Annotated in this window: 15 protein-coding genes and 1 tRNA gene; 8 read left to right on the plus strand and 8 right to left on the minus strand. The window is 55.1% G+C overall.

What is annotated here, in order from left to right; all coding sequences use genetic code 11:
- The first annotated feature begins 69 nt into the window (after window positions 1-69).
- From L1047_RS08535 to rpe, 3 genes are all read left to right on the plus strand, one after another.
- Window positions 70-615 (plus strand): hypothetical protein, encoded by a 546-nt coding sequence (locus tag L1047_RS08535; RefSeq protein ID WP_235278444.1) that lies wholly within the window; start codon window positions 70-72, stop codon window positions 613-615.
- A gap of 72 nt (window positions 616-687) precedes the next feature.
- Window positions 688-948, plus strand: a complete 261-nt coding sequence (locus L1047_RS08540) for a hypothetical protein (RefSeq protein ID WP_235278445.1) — start codon at window positions 688-690, stop codon at window positions 946-948.
- A 106-nt stretch (window positions 949-1,054) separates the two neighbouring features.
- Window positions 1,055-1,765 carry a ribulose-phosphate 3-epimerase gene (gene rpe / locus L1047_RS08545; protein WP_235278446.1) on the plus strand — a complete coding sequence of 237 codons (711 nt, stop codon included), beginning with the start codon at window positions 1,055-1,057 and terminating at the stop codon, window positions 1,763-1,765.
- Window positions 1,766-2,012: 247 nt separating this feature from the next.
- Here rpe and L1047_RS08550 read toward each other — a convergent pair whose 3' ends face one another.
- Window positions 2,013-2,828, minus strand: coding sequence for a hypothetical protein (locus L1047_RS08550; protein ID WP_235278447.1), 816 nt, complete (start codon window positions 2,826-2,828; stop codon window positions 2,013-2,015).
- 171 nt (window positions 2,829-2,999) lie between these two features.
- Here L1047_RS08550 and miaA point away from each other — a divergent pair, with 171 nt between their 5' ends.
- Window positions 3,000-4,022 carry a tRNA (adenosine(37)-N6)-dimethylallyltransferase MiaA gene (gene miaA, locus L1047_RS08555; protein ID WP_443081710.1) on the plus strand — a complete coding sequence of 341 codons (1,023 nt, stop codon included), beginning with the start codon at window positions 3,000-3,002 and terminating at the stop codon, window positions 4,020-4,022.
- On the opposite strand, the gene menD is transcribed toward miaA, so the two are convergent.
- Window positions 3,916-5,706, minus strand: a complete 1,791-nt coding sequence (gene menD, locus L1047_RS08560) for a 2-succinyl-5-enolpyruvyl-6-hydroxy-3-cyclohexene-1-carboxylic-acid synthase (protein ID WP_235278448.1) — start codon at window positions 5,704-5,706, stop codon at window positions 3,916-3,918. The genes miaA and menD overlap by 107 nt on opposite strands.
- Entirely contained in the window at window positions 5,703-6,611 is a 909-nt protein-coding gene (locus tag L1047_RS08565) for a cyanophycinase (RefSeq protein ID WP_235278449.1), read from the minus strand. The genes menD and L1047_RS08565 overlap by 4 nt, the downstream gene beginning before the upstream one ends.
- A gap of 187 nt (window positions 6,612-6,798) precedes the next feature.
- Here L1047_RS08565 and L1047_RS08570 point away from each other — a divergent pair, with 187 nt between their 5' ends.
- On the plus strand, window positions 6,799-7,041 hold the full coding sequence (locus tag L1047_RS08570; RefSeq protein WP_235278450.1) for a hypothetical protein: 243 nt from the start codon (window positions 6,799-6,801) through the stop codon (window positions 7,039-7,041).
- Between the two features lie 173 nt (window positions 7,042-7,214).
- On the opposite strand, the gene L1047_RS08575 is transcribed toward L1047_RS08570, so the two are convergent.
- The 3 genes from L1047_RS08575 to L1047_RS08585 form a co-directional block, all read right to left on the minus strand.
- Window positions 7,215-7,751: a fasciclin domain-containing protein gene (locus tag L1047_RS08575; RefSeq protein ID WP_235278451.1), complete on the minus strand. Its 537-nt coding sequence runs from the start codon at window positions 7,749-7,751 to the stop codon at window positions 7,215-7,217.
- 336 nt (window positions 7,752-8,087) lie between these two features.
- Complete coding sequence (locus L1047_RS08580; protein WP_235278452.1) at window positions 8,088-8,306, minus strand: DUF3134 family protein; 219 nt, start codon at window positions 8,304-8,306, stop codon at window positions 8,088-8,090.
- A gap of 79 nt (window positions 8,307-8,385) precedes the next feature.
- The gene (locus tag L1047_RS08585) at window positions 8,386-9,735 is read right to left on the minus strand and encodes a UDP-N-acetylmuramoyl-tripeptide--D-alanyl-D-alanine ligase (protein ID WP_235278453.1); all 1,350 of its coding nucleotides are present in this window, start codon (window positions 9,733-9,735) and stop codon (window positions 8,386-8,388) included.
- A gap of 69 nt (window positions 9,736-9,804) precedes the next feature.
- Here L1047_RS08585 and L1047_RS08590 point away from each other — a divergent pair, with 69 nt between their 5' ends.
- The gene (locus L1047_RS08590) at window positions 9,805-10,263 is read left to right on the plus strand and encodes a GatB/YqeY domain-containing protein (protein WP_235278454.1); all 459 of its coding nucleotides are present in this window, start codon (window positions 9,805-9,807) and stop codon (window positions 10,261-10,263) included.
- Window positions 10,264-10,362: 99 nt separating this feature from the next.
- Here L1047_RS08590 and L1047_RS08595 read toward each other — a convergent pair whose 3' ends face one another.
- The gene (locus L1047_RS08595) at window positions 10,363-12,348 is read right to left on the minus strand and encodes a primary-amine oxidase (RefSeq protein ID WP_235278455.1); all 1,986 of its coding nucleotides are present in this window, start codon (window positions 12,346-12,348) and stop codon (window positions 10,363-10,365) included.
- 780 nt (window positions 12,349-13,128) lie between these two features.
- On the opposite strand from L1047_RS08595, the gene L1047_RS08600 reads away from it, so the two are divergent.
- Window positions 13,129-15,756 (plus strand): sensor histidine kinase, encoded by a 2,628-nt coding sequence (locus tag L1047_RS08600; RefSeq protein WP_235278456.1) that lies wholly within the window; start codon window positions 13,129-13,131, stop codon window positions 15,754-15,756.
- Between the two features lie 32 nt (window positions 15,757-15,788).
- Here the strand turns inward: L1047_RS08600 and L1047_RS08605 are convergent.
- Window positions 15,789-15,861 (minus strand) — tRNA-Arg (locus L1047_RS08605).
- Window positions 15,862-16,049: 188 nt separating this feature from the next.
- Between L1047_RS08605 and L1047_RS08610 the strand changes: the two genes are divergently transcribed.
- Window positions 16,050-16,265, plus strand: a complete 216-nt coding sequence (locus L1047_RS08610) for a hypothetical protein (protein ID WP_235278457.1) — start codon at window positions 16,050-16,052, stop codon at window positions 16,263-16,265.
- Window positions 16,266-16,295: the final 30 nt, after the last annotated feature.

The raw sequence follows: 16,295 nt of genomic DNA on the forward strand, positions 1-16,295 counted from the left end.
TCTCGAATGCTCTGGCTGCCCCACCTCTGCTGTCCCCCTTGTGCTGTGGCTCTGCTGGTCGGTTGTCTCATGTCTGGGTGTTTCCCCTGGACTGCCTCGGCAGAATCCGTATCCGCTTGCCCAGATAGCCTTGGCTCTTTAGCTCTGTCGATTCGGCCCGAAAGCATTAACGGGGATCCCCTAGATTTGGCGGAGTTCCCGGACGGGCTACAGGCGGTGATTTTGACCAATCGCGCCACGGCTCAACAATCGGTGGACATGTCGCGGCGCATCGATCTGGAGTTTGGTCAATACAAAGGGTTTCGCCAGGTAATTTTGATCGATGGCACGGGGATGGCAGCCTTTCGAGACTTGGTGCTGCGCATTCTGCGGCGGGACTACCCGGTTCCTGAACAGGGATCCCCCTATTTGGCGGTAGATTTTTCTGGCGAATCCGTGACTCCCCTTAAGGACTTAGTCCGGCAAGTGCTGCCCAGCACAGATCCCCGACGGCAGGCAGTACTGTTTTTGGCGGATGGTCGGGGGGATTTGCTCGGGGCCTACACTCTGCAGGAACCGAGTCTCTTGGCTCAGCAATGTTTGCGGCATTTGGTACGCCAACGGCAAATTCGCTAAGTTGGAGCTAGACAAGCTTTGCTGCTGCGCTGGCAACGGCTGTACTTTTTGTTCTCCCGCATGAGTTGACCTATGGGATCCCGTACCAAGTTTTTCGGCACAGTCCTAGCGATGCTGGCGGTGAATAGCATCTACATGCAGCTACAGCAGCTTTCTATGACGTTGCAACGGGATCCCGCTCCCTCTGAGCAATCTTCTCCAGAGCCCAATAGCACCTCTGAACGATTCGACCCTCTGCGGCGTATCACCCAAGTTTTGCAGGTGTTGCGGTTTGCCGATGTGAGCTTTGTCGGGATCCTACCGCGGGAATCCACATCTCCCTTAGAACCCTGAGCGCCAGACTGAGAAGGACTGTGACGCTTTGCAAAGGGGATCAAAGCCCGTACCATGGAGGAGCGGATCCCGTTGTTCTTCTATTTACACAACCCGGACATTCATCATGATCAAGCCGTCAGCGACCTCTGGGCAAAAGCCGATTGTGATCGCCCCCTCTATTCTTTCGGCGGACTTTAGCCGTTTGGGGGATGAGGTGCGGGCAGTGGATGAAGCGGGGGCGGACTGGATCCATGTGGATGTGATGGATGGCCGCTTTGTGCCAAATATTACTATTGGCCCACTGGTGGTGGAAGCACTGCGCCCAGTCACGACCAAGCCCCTGGATGTGCACCTGATGATCGTGCAACCGGAGAATTATGTGGCGGACTTTGCCAAGGCAGGGGCCGACATCATTTCTGTGCATGCGGAGTCTAGCTCTACCATTCACCTGCACCGTACCCTCAGCCAGATCAAGGATTTGGGCAAGCAGGCGGGCGTAGTGCTCAATCCCGCCAGTTCTTTGGATTTGATCCAGTACGTGCTGGAGTTGGTGGACTTGGTGCTGATCATGAGCGTCAACCCCGGCTTTGGGGGGCAAAGCTTTATTCCGGCGGTGGTGCCCAAAATTCGTCAGTTGCGTGCCCTCTGTGATGAACGCGGCTTGGATCCCTGGATCGAGGTGGATGGTGGCCTCAAAGGGAGCAATGCCTGGCAGGTGATTGAAGCGGGGGCCAATGCGATTGTGGCAGGCTCAGCGGTGTTCAAGGCCAAGGATTACGGAGAAGCGATTCGCGGCATTCGTAACAGCCGTCGTCCAGAGCTGGTCACGGTTTGAGGTGGGCTCAAGGCAATCGCTAGGATATTGAGCAATTGATGGGTGCAGGTGGACTCGACTCTAGGGTTAGCCATATCACCCGATATCCCCAAACCTGATACCACCTAAAGTATTGCTCCAGGCAAGCAGACAAGCTCTCTCAGCTAACAATTGGAGGTATGACGGAAGGAAAACTCTCCTACCTTACTGGCTATTTCTGGCTATTTGATGAAGTTGGGATCCTCTAAGCTCCAGTGGGATCCAGCAATCAACGCACCAGAGGGGATCCCTCACCAAGGGCTGTTGCCCCGTTTACTTCCGCTTGTACGTGGGCAGCATCGGTCATGCGCAGACAGTGGGGGGGCGGATCGATCAAGGGGGGCGTAATCGGCTGCGGCGAAGTTGGCGTCAAAAAGGTTTGACAAAAGGGCACGCGGTTGAGCTGAATATCGGCAATAAAGGCAGAGGGAATGTTGCCTAAATAAGCTCCCAGCACCTGCTGATGCGGATCTTCCGGTAACACTTGGTAGTGCAACATCAGGCGATTGTCAGGAAACCAAGCGCGGATGAGCTTTTGTAGTTCTTTTAAGTTGAAGCCCGGCTCTTCTGGGTTTTGGATCAGGTGCATTCCCACCAATCGTCCGGCGACAAAATAGGCTTGCACATAAAATCCACGGGCATAGATCGGGGGCTGCAAGGGATCCTGAAGCAAGAACGGATCTGCCAAGTAAAGCGCTTCGCCACCGGGGCGCAACTGCCAACGGGTCCAACGGGGATCCTCGCGGTTACTCGAGATCGTCTCCCAGTTGTTGGCGCGGGCATAGTTCAAAAACCGCTCCTCAAACATGCCCAAATAGAGCATTTCCAGAGGTTGTAGGGGCAGTCGAGCCCGGGTTTGCAAGAGGGGTAAGGCTCGCAATTCTCCTTGTTTGAGCACCAAGGCTTCTGCAAATGCAGGGCGACGATCCCACAGCAACAACGCCCCCAGGATCCCTAGCCAAACAGCTCCACAGAGACTTTTCAGCAGTAGCTTGCTCAGCCCCGGCCGTGGCCAACGATAGATGAAACAAGGCAAGGTGGGCACGTAGGATGAGATCACTGGAAAACGTAGGAATAACAAGGCCGAAGATGCCCTATTTTACCCACAGAGCCAAAACCCGTAGTGAAATTTAATCACCTCCTTAATGTGAACGTATTTGCAGTATCTGAAAGTACCGAAACGGGCTTTATCCCGGAAAACGGGATCCTAGCTCCTATCTCTACGGCGGAGCAAAGCTCTACAACTCCTACTCAACCAGGCTTAATTGTCATCGGCGGCCCCACCGCAACCGGGAAATCTCGGCAAGCGCTGCTGTTGGCCCAACGGCTGGGATCCCCTTTGTTGAATGCCGATTCCCGACAGGTCTACCGTCAGTTCGACATTGGCACTGCCAAACCCACCCCCGCCGAGCAGGCCCTCTGGCCCCACGAGTTGATCGATCTGGCGGATCCCAGGGATACCTTCACCGTCGCGGAGTTTCAACAAGCGGCCCAAGCTCGCATCGCGCAAGCCCATCAACAGGGACAAACCCCCATTCTGGTGGGTGGCACCGGCCTCTACATCCAATCCATTACCGCTGGCCTGGGGATCCCGGCTGTGCCCCCGCAGCCGCAACTAAGAGCACAACTGGAAACTTGGCCCCCCGAGATCCGCTACGCCTGGCTGCAACAGTTGGATCCGATTGCTGCTAAGCACATTCACCCTCACGATGCGGTGCGCACCCTCCGCGCCCTGGAAATTGTCTACACTACGGGGAAAACGGCCTCTAGCCTACGCCAAGCCCAGCCGCCTCGATACCCCATTTTGACCCTCGGCTTGCAGTGCCCCATGCCCCGTTTGCAGGCCCGCATTACCCAGCGCACCGCGGCAATGATTCAATCGGGGTGGATCGAAGAGGTGAAAGGCTTGCGAGAGCGCTACGGGCCGGATCTGCCGCTGCTGAACACCTTGGGCTATGCGGAAATTTCTGCCTACCTGGAGGGGCGGATCTCGGAGGCTGAGTTGCAACCGCTAATCGTGCAGCACACCCGCCAGTTTGCCAAACGGCAGATGACATGGTTTCGGGCCATGCCAGGAATCCAATGGTTGGACTGTGAAGTTGAGGATCTGCCCGTCCAGATTTGGCAACGGGTTAGGGATTGGAAGAGAACTCCGCCAGCTGCTGAAACAGATCCCGACGCAACTGAGCATCTGACCGCCGATCCGAAAGGATCTCCAGCACCCGCACCCCCTGGCTAGGCAAGGGATCCAACACCTGAGTGAACTGCTCCCAGCTTTGTACTTGCTGATGGGGAATGCCGTGGGCTTGGCAGAGGAGGGCAAAATTCACTGCTTGGGGAGTGGCAAAATAGGGCTCAAACGGGGGATCCACCCCCTGCCGACCCACCTCAGCAATCGGTAAAAACTCAAAAATCCCGCCCCCCTGATTGTTGATCAAGAGAATGGTCAGGGAGCCCTGCAATCGTTGGTTGAGCAGTAATCCGTTGCTATCGTGCAGAAAAGCCAAATCCCCCGTCAGCAAAACAGTAGGGCGGTTGTGATGGGCCACCCCAAAAGCCGTCGAGAGAATGCCATCGATGCCGTTGGCCCCGCGATTGAAATAGGGCCGAATACGGCGAGCATTGGGGGGCCAAAACCACTCTACATCCCGCACGGGGGTACTGTTGGAAACAAAAAGGGGGGTATCGGCGGGCAAGTATTGAGCCAAACTCCAAGCGATTTTTCCCTCAAACCACCCCGGCAAGGAGGTCAAGATCTGATCCAGGGCTTTGCGAATGGAGTCTTCTGCCTGCAGCCATGCCTGTAGAAACGGGGAAGGATCCCGCCAAACCAACTCTTGCTCCGGGATCCCCTGGGTTAAGTCTTCTACGGAAATCCGCAAATGGGTGGTGGGGTTGTGCAGCGGATCCCCATTGTCGGGGCGGGGGTCGAGATGCCAAGTGGGCGGGCCTATTTGGGCTAGGATTTGCCGCAACTCCTTGCTAGTGGGCAGGGATCCCAGTTGAATCACCTGTTCGGGCCAGAGCTGCGGGCGATCCCGCCTGAGGATAAGATCGTAGGTGCTAATTAGGTGAGGGTTCAGGTGGGCGTGGTTGCGCAAGGGGGAGAGTCCCTCCGCTAAGACTGGCCAACCCAAAGTCATCGCCAAACGGGCTACAGCCTGTGAATAGGCATGAGGATCCCGAGGTTGTGCCGGCCCTGCCAAGATCACCCCCCGTTCACAGTGGCGCCAAGCCTGCCAAAAAGACTTATCCTCCAGGTTGACAGAAGCTACCGGGAGCATTGATCTAAAGGCTACCTCCCGAAAAAAGTGCTCTTCAAACCCCGGCTCATCCCGCAGTCCCGCTAGCGGTTCGGTGCTGCCATCCGCCAGCGGAGCCAAGGGATCCCGAAAGGGCACATTCAAATGCACAGGGCCAGGGGACGGGTGGAGCGCCCGTTCCCAAGCGTGGATCAGGGTCTGGCGCAGATAAGCCAGCAAAGTCAGATCCGGAGCAGGTAAAGCCAATTCCGCCTGCCAGTTGGGGTAGTGGCCGTAAAGCTTCACCTGATCGATGGTTTGGCCGGAACGACAGTGACGCAGCTCCGGCGGGCGATCGGCGGTCAAGATCAGCAGTGGAATGTCACTTTCTCGGGCTTCGATGACGGCGGGCAAAAAATGGGCTGCTGCACTACCGGAGGTGCAGACCAAGGGAACGGGCTGTTGGGTTTGCTGGGCCAACCCCAGGGCAAAAAAGGCTGCCGAACGCTCATCCAAAACTGGGATGGCCTCGATGTCGGGATGTTGGGCCAACGCATAGGTGAGCGGGGCCGACCGGGATCCCGGACAGACCACCGCCAAGCGACAGCCCAAGCGGCTCAAGGTTTCTGCCAACAGGGATCCCCACAGGGCATTGGTATTGCGCCAATCTAGACAGGTCACAAAGGAGACAGGGTATGGAGATTAAATCGGGATCCGGGAGGCAAAAAGTGAATGCGGGCATCGTGCAGCCGGAAATACTGATCTGCTTCAGTTTCCTGAACGGTGGAGTGCAGTTGCGTCCCATCCACGATCGTCACCGTACCCAAGCCGATCACCTCCAGCACATCGTTAGCCTGGATCACCACCGCTGTATTCTCGTCGATGCCGATGCCCAAGCACTGGGGATAATGGGCCACTGCCGTCACCAGACGCACCAGCCGATTGCGTTGATGAAAATGTTGATCGATGATCACGCGGGGCAAAAGGCCCAAGCCCGTCTTCACCGTCACGATGGCGGGGGTAGGCGGTTCGCCACTGTAGCCCCGAGAAATCATCTGTTGTCCCAAAGCAGAAGCCCCGGCACTGGTTCCGGCTACCACCGTTTGTCCCCGTTGCCACTGCTGCCGAATTGCCTCGATCAAATCGCTGTGGGCCAGCACCTCTGCCAAGCGCTCCTGATCCCCACCCGTGAAGTAAATACCGGTAGAGTAGCGAATTTTTTGGATGGCATCGGGATCCCGAGCTTCCAGCGGGTTACGAATATCTAAAACCTGAAGGCTGGCCGCCCCCATCTGCTGAAAAATGTTGGTGTACACCTCCCCCAGCACCGCTGGGATCCCGGAGGCCGCAGGCACGATCGTGATGTGGGCAGATTCTCCTCCCGAACGGCGAAAGAACTCCCAAAGGATGTGGCGCTCATTTTCCTTGTCCTCCGCTCCCCCAACCGCAATGATGTCGGAACGGGTGGTGATGGGATCCTCCACAGCAGGATAGGTGAGGGGGTAGACATCGTTTGTGTCAGTGGGACGAACTACGTTCCACTCCAGCTCACGGTGGGCAGCAGAGACATCAGACAGGTTGGGCATGGAGCGCAAAGGATACCGAAATGGGCATATTTCACTTTCACTATGCTACGGCCTGTGATCCGGTTTGGCGCGGCCCAGCTCAGATTTCATAGATTGGTCAAGGTTCTCAGATGTGGGAATAATAAGTTCTAGATTCTCCCAGATTCTCTCTAGTCCCACCCCTTGTCTTCATCCATCAGGAGCAACCATGGCCAGAAAACCCGACGAATATCTGATCCACATCATGCTAGAGGGTGGCCAAACCATGCAGGTACGGGTCAGAGAGGCCCGAGAATACACCGAGTTGATCAACAACCTCATGGTCGGTGGCGAAGACTTTATTACCTTGCCCAAACAAATGGATAACGAGTACATGATCGTGCGTCCCCAACGGGTAGCCGGGGTAGCGGTCGAGGCGATCTATGCCTCCAGTGTCGGCATTGACCTTTAAGCCCCAGGGATCCTCCCTTCCTGAAGTAGGAGGTTGAACCGAAAGAACTTCGGATTCATAGCAACACAAAACCCCCACCACCCAAGGCAGGGGCTGCACAAGTTTTGAAACTCCTACAGGTTGACCAGAGGCCTAAAACCTGTAGAACCTAAGAGCCTTAGAGGCGATTCAGTTCACTCCTGAGGAGGCAGGATCACCTTGTCGATCACATGGATGACACCGTTGGAAGCTTCAATGTCTGCTGTCACCACCTTGGCATCGTTCACCATCACGCCATCAGCCAAGGAAATTTCCACAGGGGATCCCTCGACGGTGGTCACTTCCCCAGCTTCCAGAGAAGTGGAAAGGGCTTCGCCAGGTACCACGTGGTAGGTGAGAATCTGGATCAGTTGCTCACGGTTTTCCGGCAACAGCAGCTCTTCCAGAGTACCTTCCGGTAGGGCCGCAAAGGCTTCATCGGTGGGGGCAAAAACAGTGAAGGGGCCTTCCCCAGACAAGATCTCTACCAAGCCAGCGGCTTCCAAAGCTTGGGTCAGGGTGGTGAAGGAGCCCGCTTCAACAGCAACATCCACAATGGTGCCCGCAGGAGCAGCCGCTTCGGTGGTGGTTTCAGCAGTAGCACCAGGGGTGCTGGCATTGACCATAGGAACCACAGCCAGAGTGGTGGCAGAGGCAACGGCCAAGGACAGAGCAAAGAGATTGCGAATCATAAAATTGTAACCCTTCGTGAAGATTAGGTTTACATTCCTTTATGACGCAGGGGATCCCATTTAAGTTCCCAAAAATCGAAAAAAACCTAAAATAAAGATATTTCCGATTGTCCAGGTTTCTTTCCAAATAGGCATTCTGAGGTTGTGATCGCGTGTTGTCAAGGTCACAAAAATGATCGCCAGATAGTTTTAGCCGCCAAAGGCTGCCTGAGAGGGATCCTCTCCAAGCTGAGAAAGTCGTTACATTTGTGACAGGCTGCCTTGACAACACATTGACAACAAAAGAGAGCCCAATCGCCCTGTTGGATCGAATGGGCTGGCCAGCAGTCGTCGCACTTACTCGTCGTCGCTATCGAAGTCGTCGGCGTAGTCGTCTCCGATCAGATCGTCGATATCATCGATGTCTTCTTCCAAAACCACCCCAGGCACTTCGATGGGATGCTCGATCAGCCGACCTTCCTGGCGCAACCAATCGATAATCGAGAGGCTACTGGGGGAGGGCACCACTGTGGGCGGTTGATCGCGGGGTTCTTCGCGCAGAGACGGGTTGTACATGAGGGCGGAGCTATAGCCAAAGGTTCAGGTTTTAGGCAATGGAGGGACTTTCTTCAAAAGGATCCCGATCAGCCGTTCTTTAGCTTAGCTCACCCCCTAGCCATGCTTGCAAAAACAGGTTGAGCACCTTCTCCAGTTCGACGGCACGGGCCGCCTTAAAAAGGAGTCGATCCCCCGCTTGCACCTGCTGCTGCAGCACCTCGAGCAGGGCGGACATATCCCCGAAGCGTTCTGTGTGGGCAGCGGGCTGTTGGTCGAGTAGCGATTGCATTTCCCCTTCCGGATCCAAGAGTAAGACCCGATCCAACCCCAAGGGGGCAGCAGCCCGACCCACTTCTGCGTAGAGTTGAGGGGCGTGGTCTCCCAGTTCCCGCATCGGGCCTAAAATCGCCCAGCGTCTTCTTCCTGGGGTCTGGGCCAACAGGTGCAGGGCGGCGATCATTGCTTCTGGAGAGGCATTGTAGGTCTCATCCAAAATTTCCACATCGCCGGGCAACTTCAGGTGTTGGTTGCGCCCCTCCAGTCCGGCAGGCAGTTCTAGGGGCTCTTGTAGCCGCTCCAGATCTAGCCCCAAGCTGAGCAGGGTGGCCAAAACTCCCATCCAATTCAGGGCGTGGTGCCGACCGGGTAAGGGCACGGGCAGAGTCAATCCCTTCAGGGTTACGGTTTGGGCAAGCGGATCCCATTCTCCCCGGAAATCTGCCCGATCCAGGCCGTAGGTGAGGGTTTGCCCCAACCACACCCTTGCGGCGGTGGCCAATAAGAGGGGATCCTCTCCATTCAAAAGCGCGACTCCCTGGCCCAGCTCCTGCAACAGCTCACACTTAGCAGCGGCGATGGCGGCACGGGATCCCAGTCTGCCGATGTGGGCGGTGCCGATATGGGTGATCAGGGCATGGGTAGGTTGAGCCATCTGGGCCAGTCGGCGAATTTCGCCAGGGCCGCGCATGGCCATTTCCAAGACGACGAACTGGTGCTCGGGTCGCATCTGGAGTAGCGTTTGGGCAACACCGATGTCGTTGTTGTGGTTGGCATGGCTTTTGAGAACGGTGCCATATCGAGATAAAGCTGCCGCCAACATCTCTTTGCTGCTGGTTTTGCCAGCCGAACCGGTAATGGCTATAACAGGAGGAGAAAACTGCTGCCGCCACCCTTTGGCAATCTGTTGATAGGCAGCCAAGGTATCGGCTACACGAAAATGGGATCCGGCCACCGGCTGGTCGCTGATCACAGCTATGGCCCCCCGAGCCAGCGCCTGCGGAATAAACTCATGCCCATCAAAGCGTTCCCCTCGCAAAGCGACAAACACATCCCCCGCTTGTAACTGGCGGCTATCGGTGCAGAGGGTTTGCATCGGAAGGTGCAGCAGGCTGGGATCCCCCTCTAGGGGGGTGTGGAGCAGGTCGGCCAGCATTTGCAGTGTTGGCATGGGGCAGCAGGATAAACTGGATCCAGAGTAAAACCCGCCAGGGCATAGAGAATCACTTCGAGGGATCCCGTGAGCTTGCGAGAGCGCATCGACACCGACATCAAGATCGCCATGAAGGCGAAAGACAAAACCCGCCTAGAGACGATCCGCAGCATTAAAAAACTGATCCTGGAAAAAGAATCCAGTGTGCGAGCCAGCGGCCAAGAGTCTCTTACCCCTGAGCAGGAGTTAGAGCTGCTCTCGCAACTGGCCAAGCAACGGCGGGACTCAATCCAGCAGTATCAGCAGGCCAACCGCACGGATTTAGCAGATCAGGAAAGTCAAGAGCTGGCCATCCTGGAGGAATACCTGCCCCGACAACTAACCGACGCCGAATTGGATGCAGTATTGGATCAGCTAATCACTGACTTGGGGGCCAAAACCCGCAAAGATATGGGCAAAGTCATGAGCGCCGCCATGCAACACCTGAAAGGCCAAGCGGATGGCAAACGGGTGCAGGAGCGGGTTAAGACCAAGCTGAGTCCCTGAGCCGGGATCCGCTCCACAAGCAATCTACTCCCCTTAAAGATCGCACCCTTGAAGATCGCGGATGTGCGTGCGAAGGGATCCCTATTGTCTAACCCCTGCTTAGTTCAAGGACGAACCACAACAGTCTTTGGCTTTTGGGGGGGAAGGGGGCACATCCAAAGCGGGGTTGTGGTCGAAAAAGCCGACCGGCTTGAGCATAAAGCCGATGTAGCTGACGGGCATAACCGGCCAATCTTCCGGGCGTGGCAAGTGGTTACAACCAAAGCTATACCAAAGCACCAACTCCGTATTCTCGATCGAACGATTTGCCTGCGTCCAATTCACCAAGCCCTCGCCACCGGGGTGCTGGTTGGGGTAGTCGCCTGCCGGAAATTTCTCCTCAGGGTGATAGGGTGTTGCCCAGAGGTGGTGGGTCAAGTATCCCGCCCGTCGATACAGCCAGGAGTCAGGCTGGGCAAGAAGCTGCACATTCTCCCCCGGCAAGAGTTTGTAGCCCACCGCTTGGCCCAAGCGATTCCGGCTTTGGGGATTGACGATCTTCCAGTAGCGCCCCTGCAAGGGATCCACCGATTGGACCGCCTGCTGTTCGGTTTTCAAGAGGGTGGCCTGAGCGCGGAAAGCATTGCCGTGCGGATTTTCGGGGCCAAGGGGGAGCGCCTGCGAATGCACTTCGTAAAGGGAGTTGTGGTCTCCATCCACTGCCATATCCAGCCGCACCGTGAAAAAGTGCTGATGGTTCAACCCCGCCAGTTGGGGAGCCACCAGGGTGCCAAACTCGGGATCCTCTCCGGGCAAGGTGGCACAGGTGTTGATAATGCCCGTCAGCTTGGCCTCAAATTCCAGGGTGCCATCCTGGTAAAAGTACCAAAAGAAGCCGTAGTCGTAGTTACCCACCGTCGTGAAGAAAGAAATCACCAGCCGCCGCGAGCGCCGTACCTGGGCCCGTTCGGTGCGCCAATCGCTATGCTTCCACAGAATGCCAAAGTCCTCTTCGTGCATACAAACTGCATTTTTCAACAGCATCGGCTCACCGCTGTTGGTGTGCAGGTGGGCATCAAAATAGTAAATTTCCCCGAGGCAGTCGCACCCCAGTTGCAGGGAATTGGCCTGCATACCGATGGCATATTCCCCCACATCGAAGGCATTTTTGCGAAAATGAGGATCGCGGGGATCCCCATAGGGCACCACCATCTCGGCCACTGAGGCCCGGTAGAGAATTGGACGAATCCGGCTTTGCTCGCCGCAGTCTGGCGAGCTTTGATCTTCATAACCTACTTGATGCAACACCAAACCCTCGCGGGGGTTGAAGCTGATGCGTAGATCCCACTTTTGCCAGCGAATGTGATGGCCCTCCACCTGAAAGCTCACCCCTTGCGGTTGTATGATCTCCAGCGGTTTCAAATCGGCGCGAAAATCTTTGAAAAACAGCTCGTCGAAATTGCTAGATTCTGGCGGCAACGGCCATAGGCCCCGATCCTCGATCTTGACCACTTGCATGCGGTTGAGGTCAATCCAAGGACTCAACCCCTCAATCGGTCGGGCATAGCCGTTATCGCAGGGTTCTGAGCGCAAAAAGCACAGGCCCCGCACCAGCCGTTGCCCCTGTTCTGCCGGGATCCCAAAATAGCCAATCGTCCAATAATCCACCATCACTAGGCTGACATCTTGGATCCCCCGCCGAGCCAGAGCTGCCAAAAAAGCAGCATCCTCTTTGAGGAGGCGATCGCACTCGTACACTTCATCGTCCAACAGGGCCGGTTGCACGCCTGGAATAAGCCGCCAGGAGCGCACCTGTTGTGCAGAAAGAGAAACCACTGCCTCGTAGGTGCTGCCGCTAGAGCGATCCAGAAGCACCACAAAAGCTTGTCGATCCCAATCCATGCCGGGTTTCCATGTGGACATCCAGCGTCGATCCGGCTCTTGGAGTTGGATCGTGGCAAATCGCCATTCTGGGGTGATGGGCTTCTGTTGCCGCAAAATCGCAACGGCCCTCTGAATTTCTTCGGGAGTGAGGGGATCCAACGGGTGCTGTTGGGGAGAGATCGGTTGTCGAGACGTTTCTGATTGAGCTGGCAGTCTCGGCAAGCTGGTTTTCACTTGCGCATCACGGCTGCGAGAAAGTTCACAAACCACAGAAAGTACCTTGAATGCTCTGGGAATAGAAATGAGAACCTCAGGGATCCCGGTGACAGGGTACGGCCAAACGAAACCAACCCAGGGATCCCGCAAATTAGGAAGGGAGAAGAGCTTAGAGGCTGAGGGAGTCAAAGAACAAGCTCAAAAGCCCAAACCAAAACCAGGGGCAAGTTTTTCGCCCCAATTCGCAACAGTAAGCCCCCCTAACCAAAAGAAGAGGGAAGCGGTACTTTCAAAAGGATACGGATCAGTCGAGTCCAGCATGGGGCAGGCTTCGCTGGGAACAGCCCCAAAGTCAGTGGCAGTAGAAGTTTCAGGCTTAACGTCACATAGGACAGCATAAAAAAAGAAAAACGCTTCATGCAGGCTGAGGGCGACACTACAGGTCAAGAAGCTCAACGCTGAGATGAACCCTTTCCGATGCACAAGAATCTTGATGCACCGTACCCTAACCCCACCTGCTGGGGGGATCCCGAAATCTAGGATCCGAAACGTGGCTGCCCATCACTATAGCAAAGGGATTGCTCCTCTGCGCTGGCTTTTGGAGATGGAAAACGTTTCTAACCGGTTGAAAATTTTTTCAACTACGAGTTGAAAGTCACACCTATAAAGTTAAAGCTCCCTGACAAAGAGATCTCCACAGTTCCCATCAAAATCGTCCATAATGAGCAATGACCACAATGAGCAATGAGATACCGTCTGTAAAGGATTTTACCGTTGTTGGGAGAGATGTCTTCATCCCCAAACCGTTTGGTGCCGGTGCAACCGGGAGACAATCGCTTCTACCTAGAGTATCTGCATCTGGCTCTGGAGGCGACACAGCTGGGCTATTGGCAAGTGGATTTGCGCAGTGGGCAACTGAGCACCTCACCCCAATGCAAAGCCAAATATGGATGGGAGCCTGACCAGGAGTTCACCCTGGAGATGTTTTTTGATTGCATCCACCCCGAAGACCGCCAGAAAGTGATCCAGGCTTTTCAGGATATCAGCAGCACAGATCCCAACTTTTCGGTGGAGTATCGCTGCTACTGGGCGGATCGGCAACTGCGCTGGAACCTCTCGGTGGGTATTGTCCTAGCGGATCGACAGGGCAAGCCTCAGCAAATTGTTGGTGTTACCCTCGATATTTCTGAACGCAAACAACTGGAAGCAGCCGTAGCCAAGCAGGAACGACACTATCGCCAAATCCTAGAGACGATCCCGGATATGCTGTTTCATCTGGATCGCCAAGGGAGGTGTCTAGAATTTAAGCCCCCCAGCTATTTCCCTACCCTACATCCACCGGATTTCTATCTGGGCAAAACGCCTCAGGAGCTATTTCCGGCTCCCTATGCCGAGGCGATCCTGCGGCATCTGGAACTGGCTTTTGTGACGAAACATGTTCAAGAGATGGAATACCCGTGGGCAGGGCCATCTCCACATCCTCAATACCGACAGGCTCGTTTTGTCCCCTTTGGGGAAGATGAGATGCTGGTGATTGTGCGGGATATCACCTCTCGTAAGCAAACAGAGTTAAGGCTACAGCAGCGAATTGAACGGGAAAAGCTGCTCAACCAACTGGTGCAGGCAATCAATACTGCTTTGGATTTACCTACTCTTTTCGAAGTGGTAGTCCGTTCGGTGCGTCAGGTTTTAGGGGCGGCTCGGATCACCCTTTATCAACATTTGCCCGCTGAGGCGGTGTGGGTGGGCATTGCGAGCGCCAGGGATCCTGACCATTTGCCCAGCACTTTGAACTTGCGGGTGCCCGATACCAATGAGTTTGTGGTTATCGACCATTTGAAGCGGCTGCAAATTTTTTGTGTGCAAGACCCGGAGCAGGTTTCGGATCCCTCCCCTACCTTTCAAAGAGTCCTGGAAGAAAAACAGAACCATCAGCTTGGCCCGTGGCTTGTAGTACCGGTTGCTCACCATGGTCAACTGTGGGGGGGGCTATCTCTACGGCGGTTGACTCTAGATCCCGGTTGGCAACCGGATGAGATCGAGCTAGTATCAGCGATCAGCGATCATTTGGCGGTGGCGATTCAGCAGGCAGAACTTTATCAAAGGCTGCAACAAACCAATGCAGAATTGGATTATCAGGTACAGGTTCGCAATGTGGAAATCCAGCAAGCCTACGACTACGAAGCCCTGCTGCAGGTGATCACTGAAGAAATTCGCGCCAGTTTGGATGAACAACAGATTTTGGAGACAGTAGCCCAAGAATTGGCCATGAGTCTGAACCTCTCCAATTGCGCAATTGCCCTGCACAATCCAGAACGACAAGTCAGTATTTTGGTAGTGGATTACTTGGCGGTCGAAGGGATCCGGCGCTTTCCTTTAGAGATCCCATTTGTGGATTTTGCCGAGGTGATCAACCAGCTCCAGCAGGGGCAAATTTGTCATTTCAGCAATTTCCACCATCCCTGCTGGCCCGACCATGACCGCTATACCCTGCTGATTGTGCCCATTGACGATGACGGGGATCCAACCCGACCCAATAGGAGGGTGCTGGGGGATATTTGTGGATCCCGTCCGCCGGGCCAGGTGTTTACGGAGCAGGAACAACGTCTGATCCGCCGAGTTGCCAGCCAGTGTGCCATTGCTATTCGCCAAGCCCGCTTTTACCAAACCATTCAGCAGCAGGTGCAACAGCTGCAGGCTCTGAATCAGCTCAAGGACGAATTCCTACACATGGTCTCCCACGAGATGCGCACACCCCTCACTAACATGAAGCTGGCCATCGGGTTCCTTTCAAAGGCCAATTTGACCGAACGGGAAAGGCGCTATTTGCACATTTTGGAGATGGAGACCAACCGTGAAATTGATTTGATTAACGATCTGTTGGAGTTGCAGGCCATCGAGTCGGGAAACAAAGCCCTGAAGCTCTCTTGTCTCTTTCCCCAAGAGTGGATCAAAGAGATCTCAGCTCCCTTTTTGCTGCGGGCCACCGAACAACGTCAACACTTTCACGTCCATCTAGATGCAAACCTTCTGCCCCTTTATACCGATGAAAATCTATTATCACGGGTGGTGAATGAACTCTTGAACAATGCTTGTAAATACACTCCAACTGAGCAAGAAATTTATCTTCATCTGCAGATGAACCAGGACGTTCAAAATGGTACCCTCGGCTGGCTGATTACCGTTCGCAATACAGGGGTGGAAATTCCAGCAGAAGCGCTGCCCCATCTGTTTGAAAAGTTTTACCGCGTTGCCCACCTGGATCGGCGTAACGTGGGAGGCACAGGACTGGGGTTGCCCTTAGCCCAGAAAGCAGTGGAGTTGTTGCAGGGATCCCTGACGGTGGAAAGCCACTCTGAACAGGTCATCTTTCATGTGTGGTGTCCCCATCAAGATGGGCTGCGAGAGGCCTAGAGATCGCCCAGCCAGAGGTAAACTGAACCAAACGCCTTGCGCAGGACTCGAACCTGCAACCATCGACTTAGAAGGTCGGTGCTCTATCCTTTGAGCTAGCAAGGCCGAAGGGTTTTTTGTTGCAAGGTCATTATATCCCTGTCGGTTGAGGGCTCGGCTGAGACGAACCCCCGCCGAAGTTCTGCATTGCTGCGCAGACAAGTTACGCGGTTTGACGGAAAAATTTGCAGGTGAATGCTCCCACCATAGAAACAGCAGCTATTGAGCAGTTATTGAGTTTTCTAGCTCAGGTTATGAACGTTAAAGAAATTGCCCAACAGGCTTTTAAGACGGGGCGCTTGAGCCTGCTTCAGGAAACCTATCTGTACGAACTGTTTGAGGCCCACCGTACGGATGAGGAGGATCTACGGGCGGCAGACTCTCTGATCAATGCCCTTTTGGATGGTGCTGTGCAGCGGGAGAGCCAAGGCTGGGATCCCTGCCCGACCATCCCGGACTTTGATCTTTAGAGATGATCTTTGAGAGCCCTTGGCAAAAGC

The sequence above is a fragment of the Synechococcus sp. Nb3U1 genome (assembly GCF_021533835.1).
Lineage (GTDB): Bacteria > Cyanobacteriota > Cyanobacteriia > Thermostichales > Thermostichaceae > Thermostichus.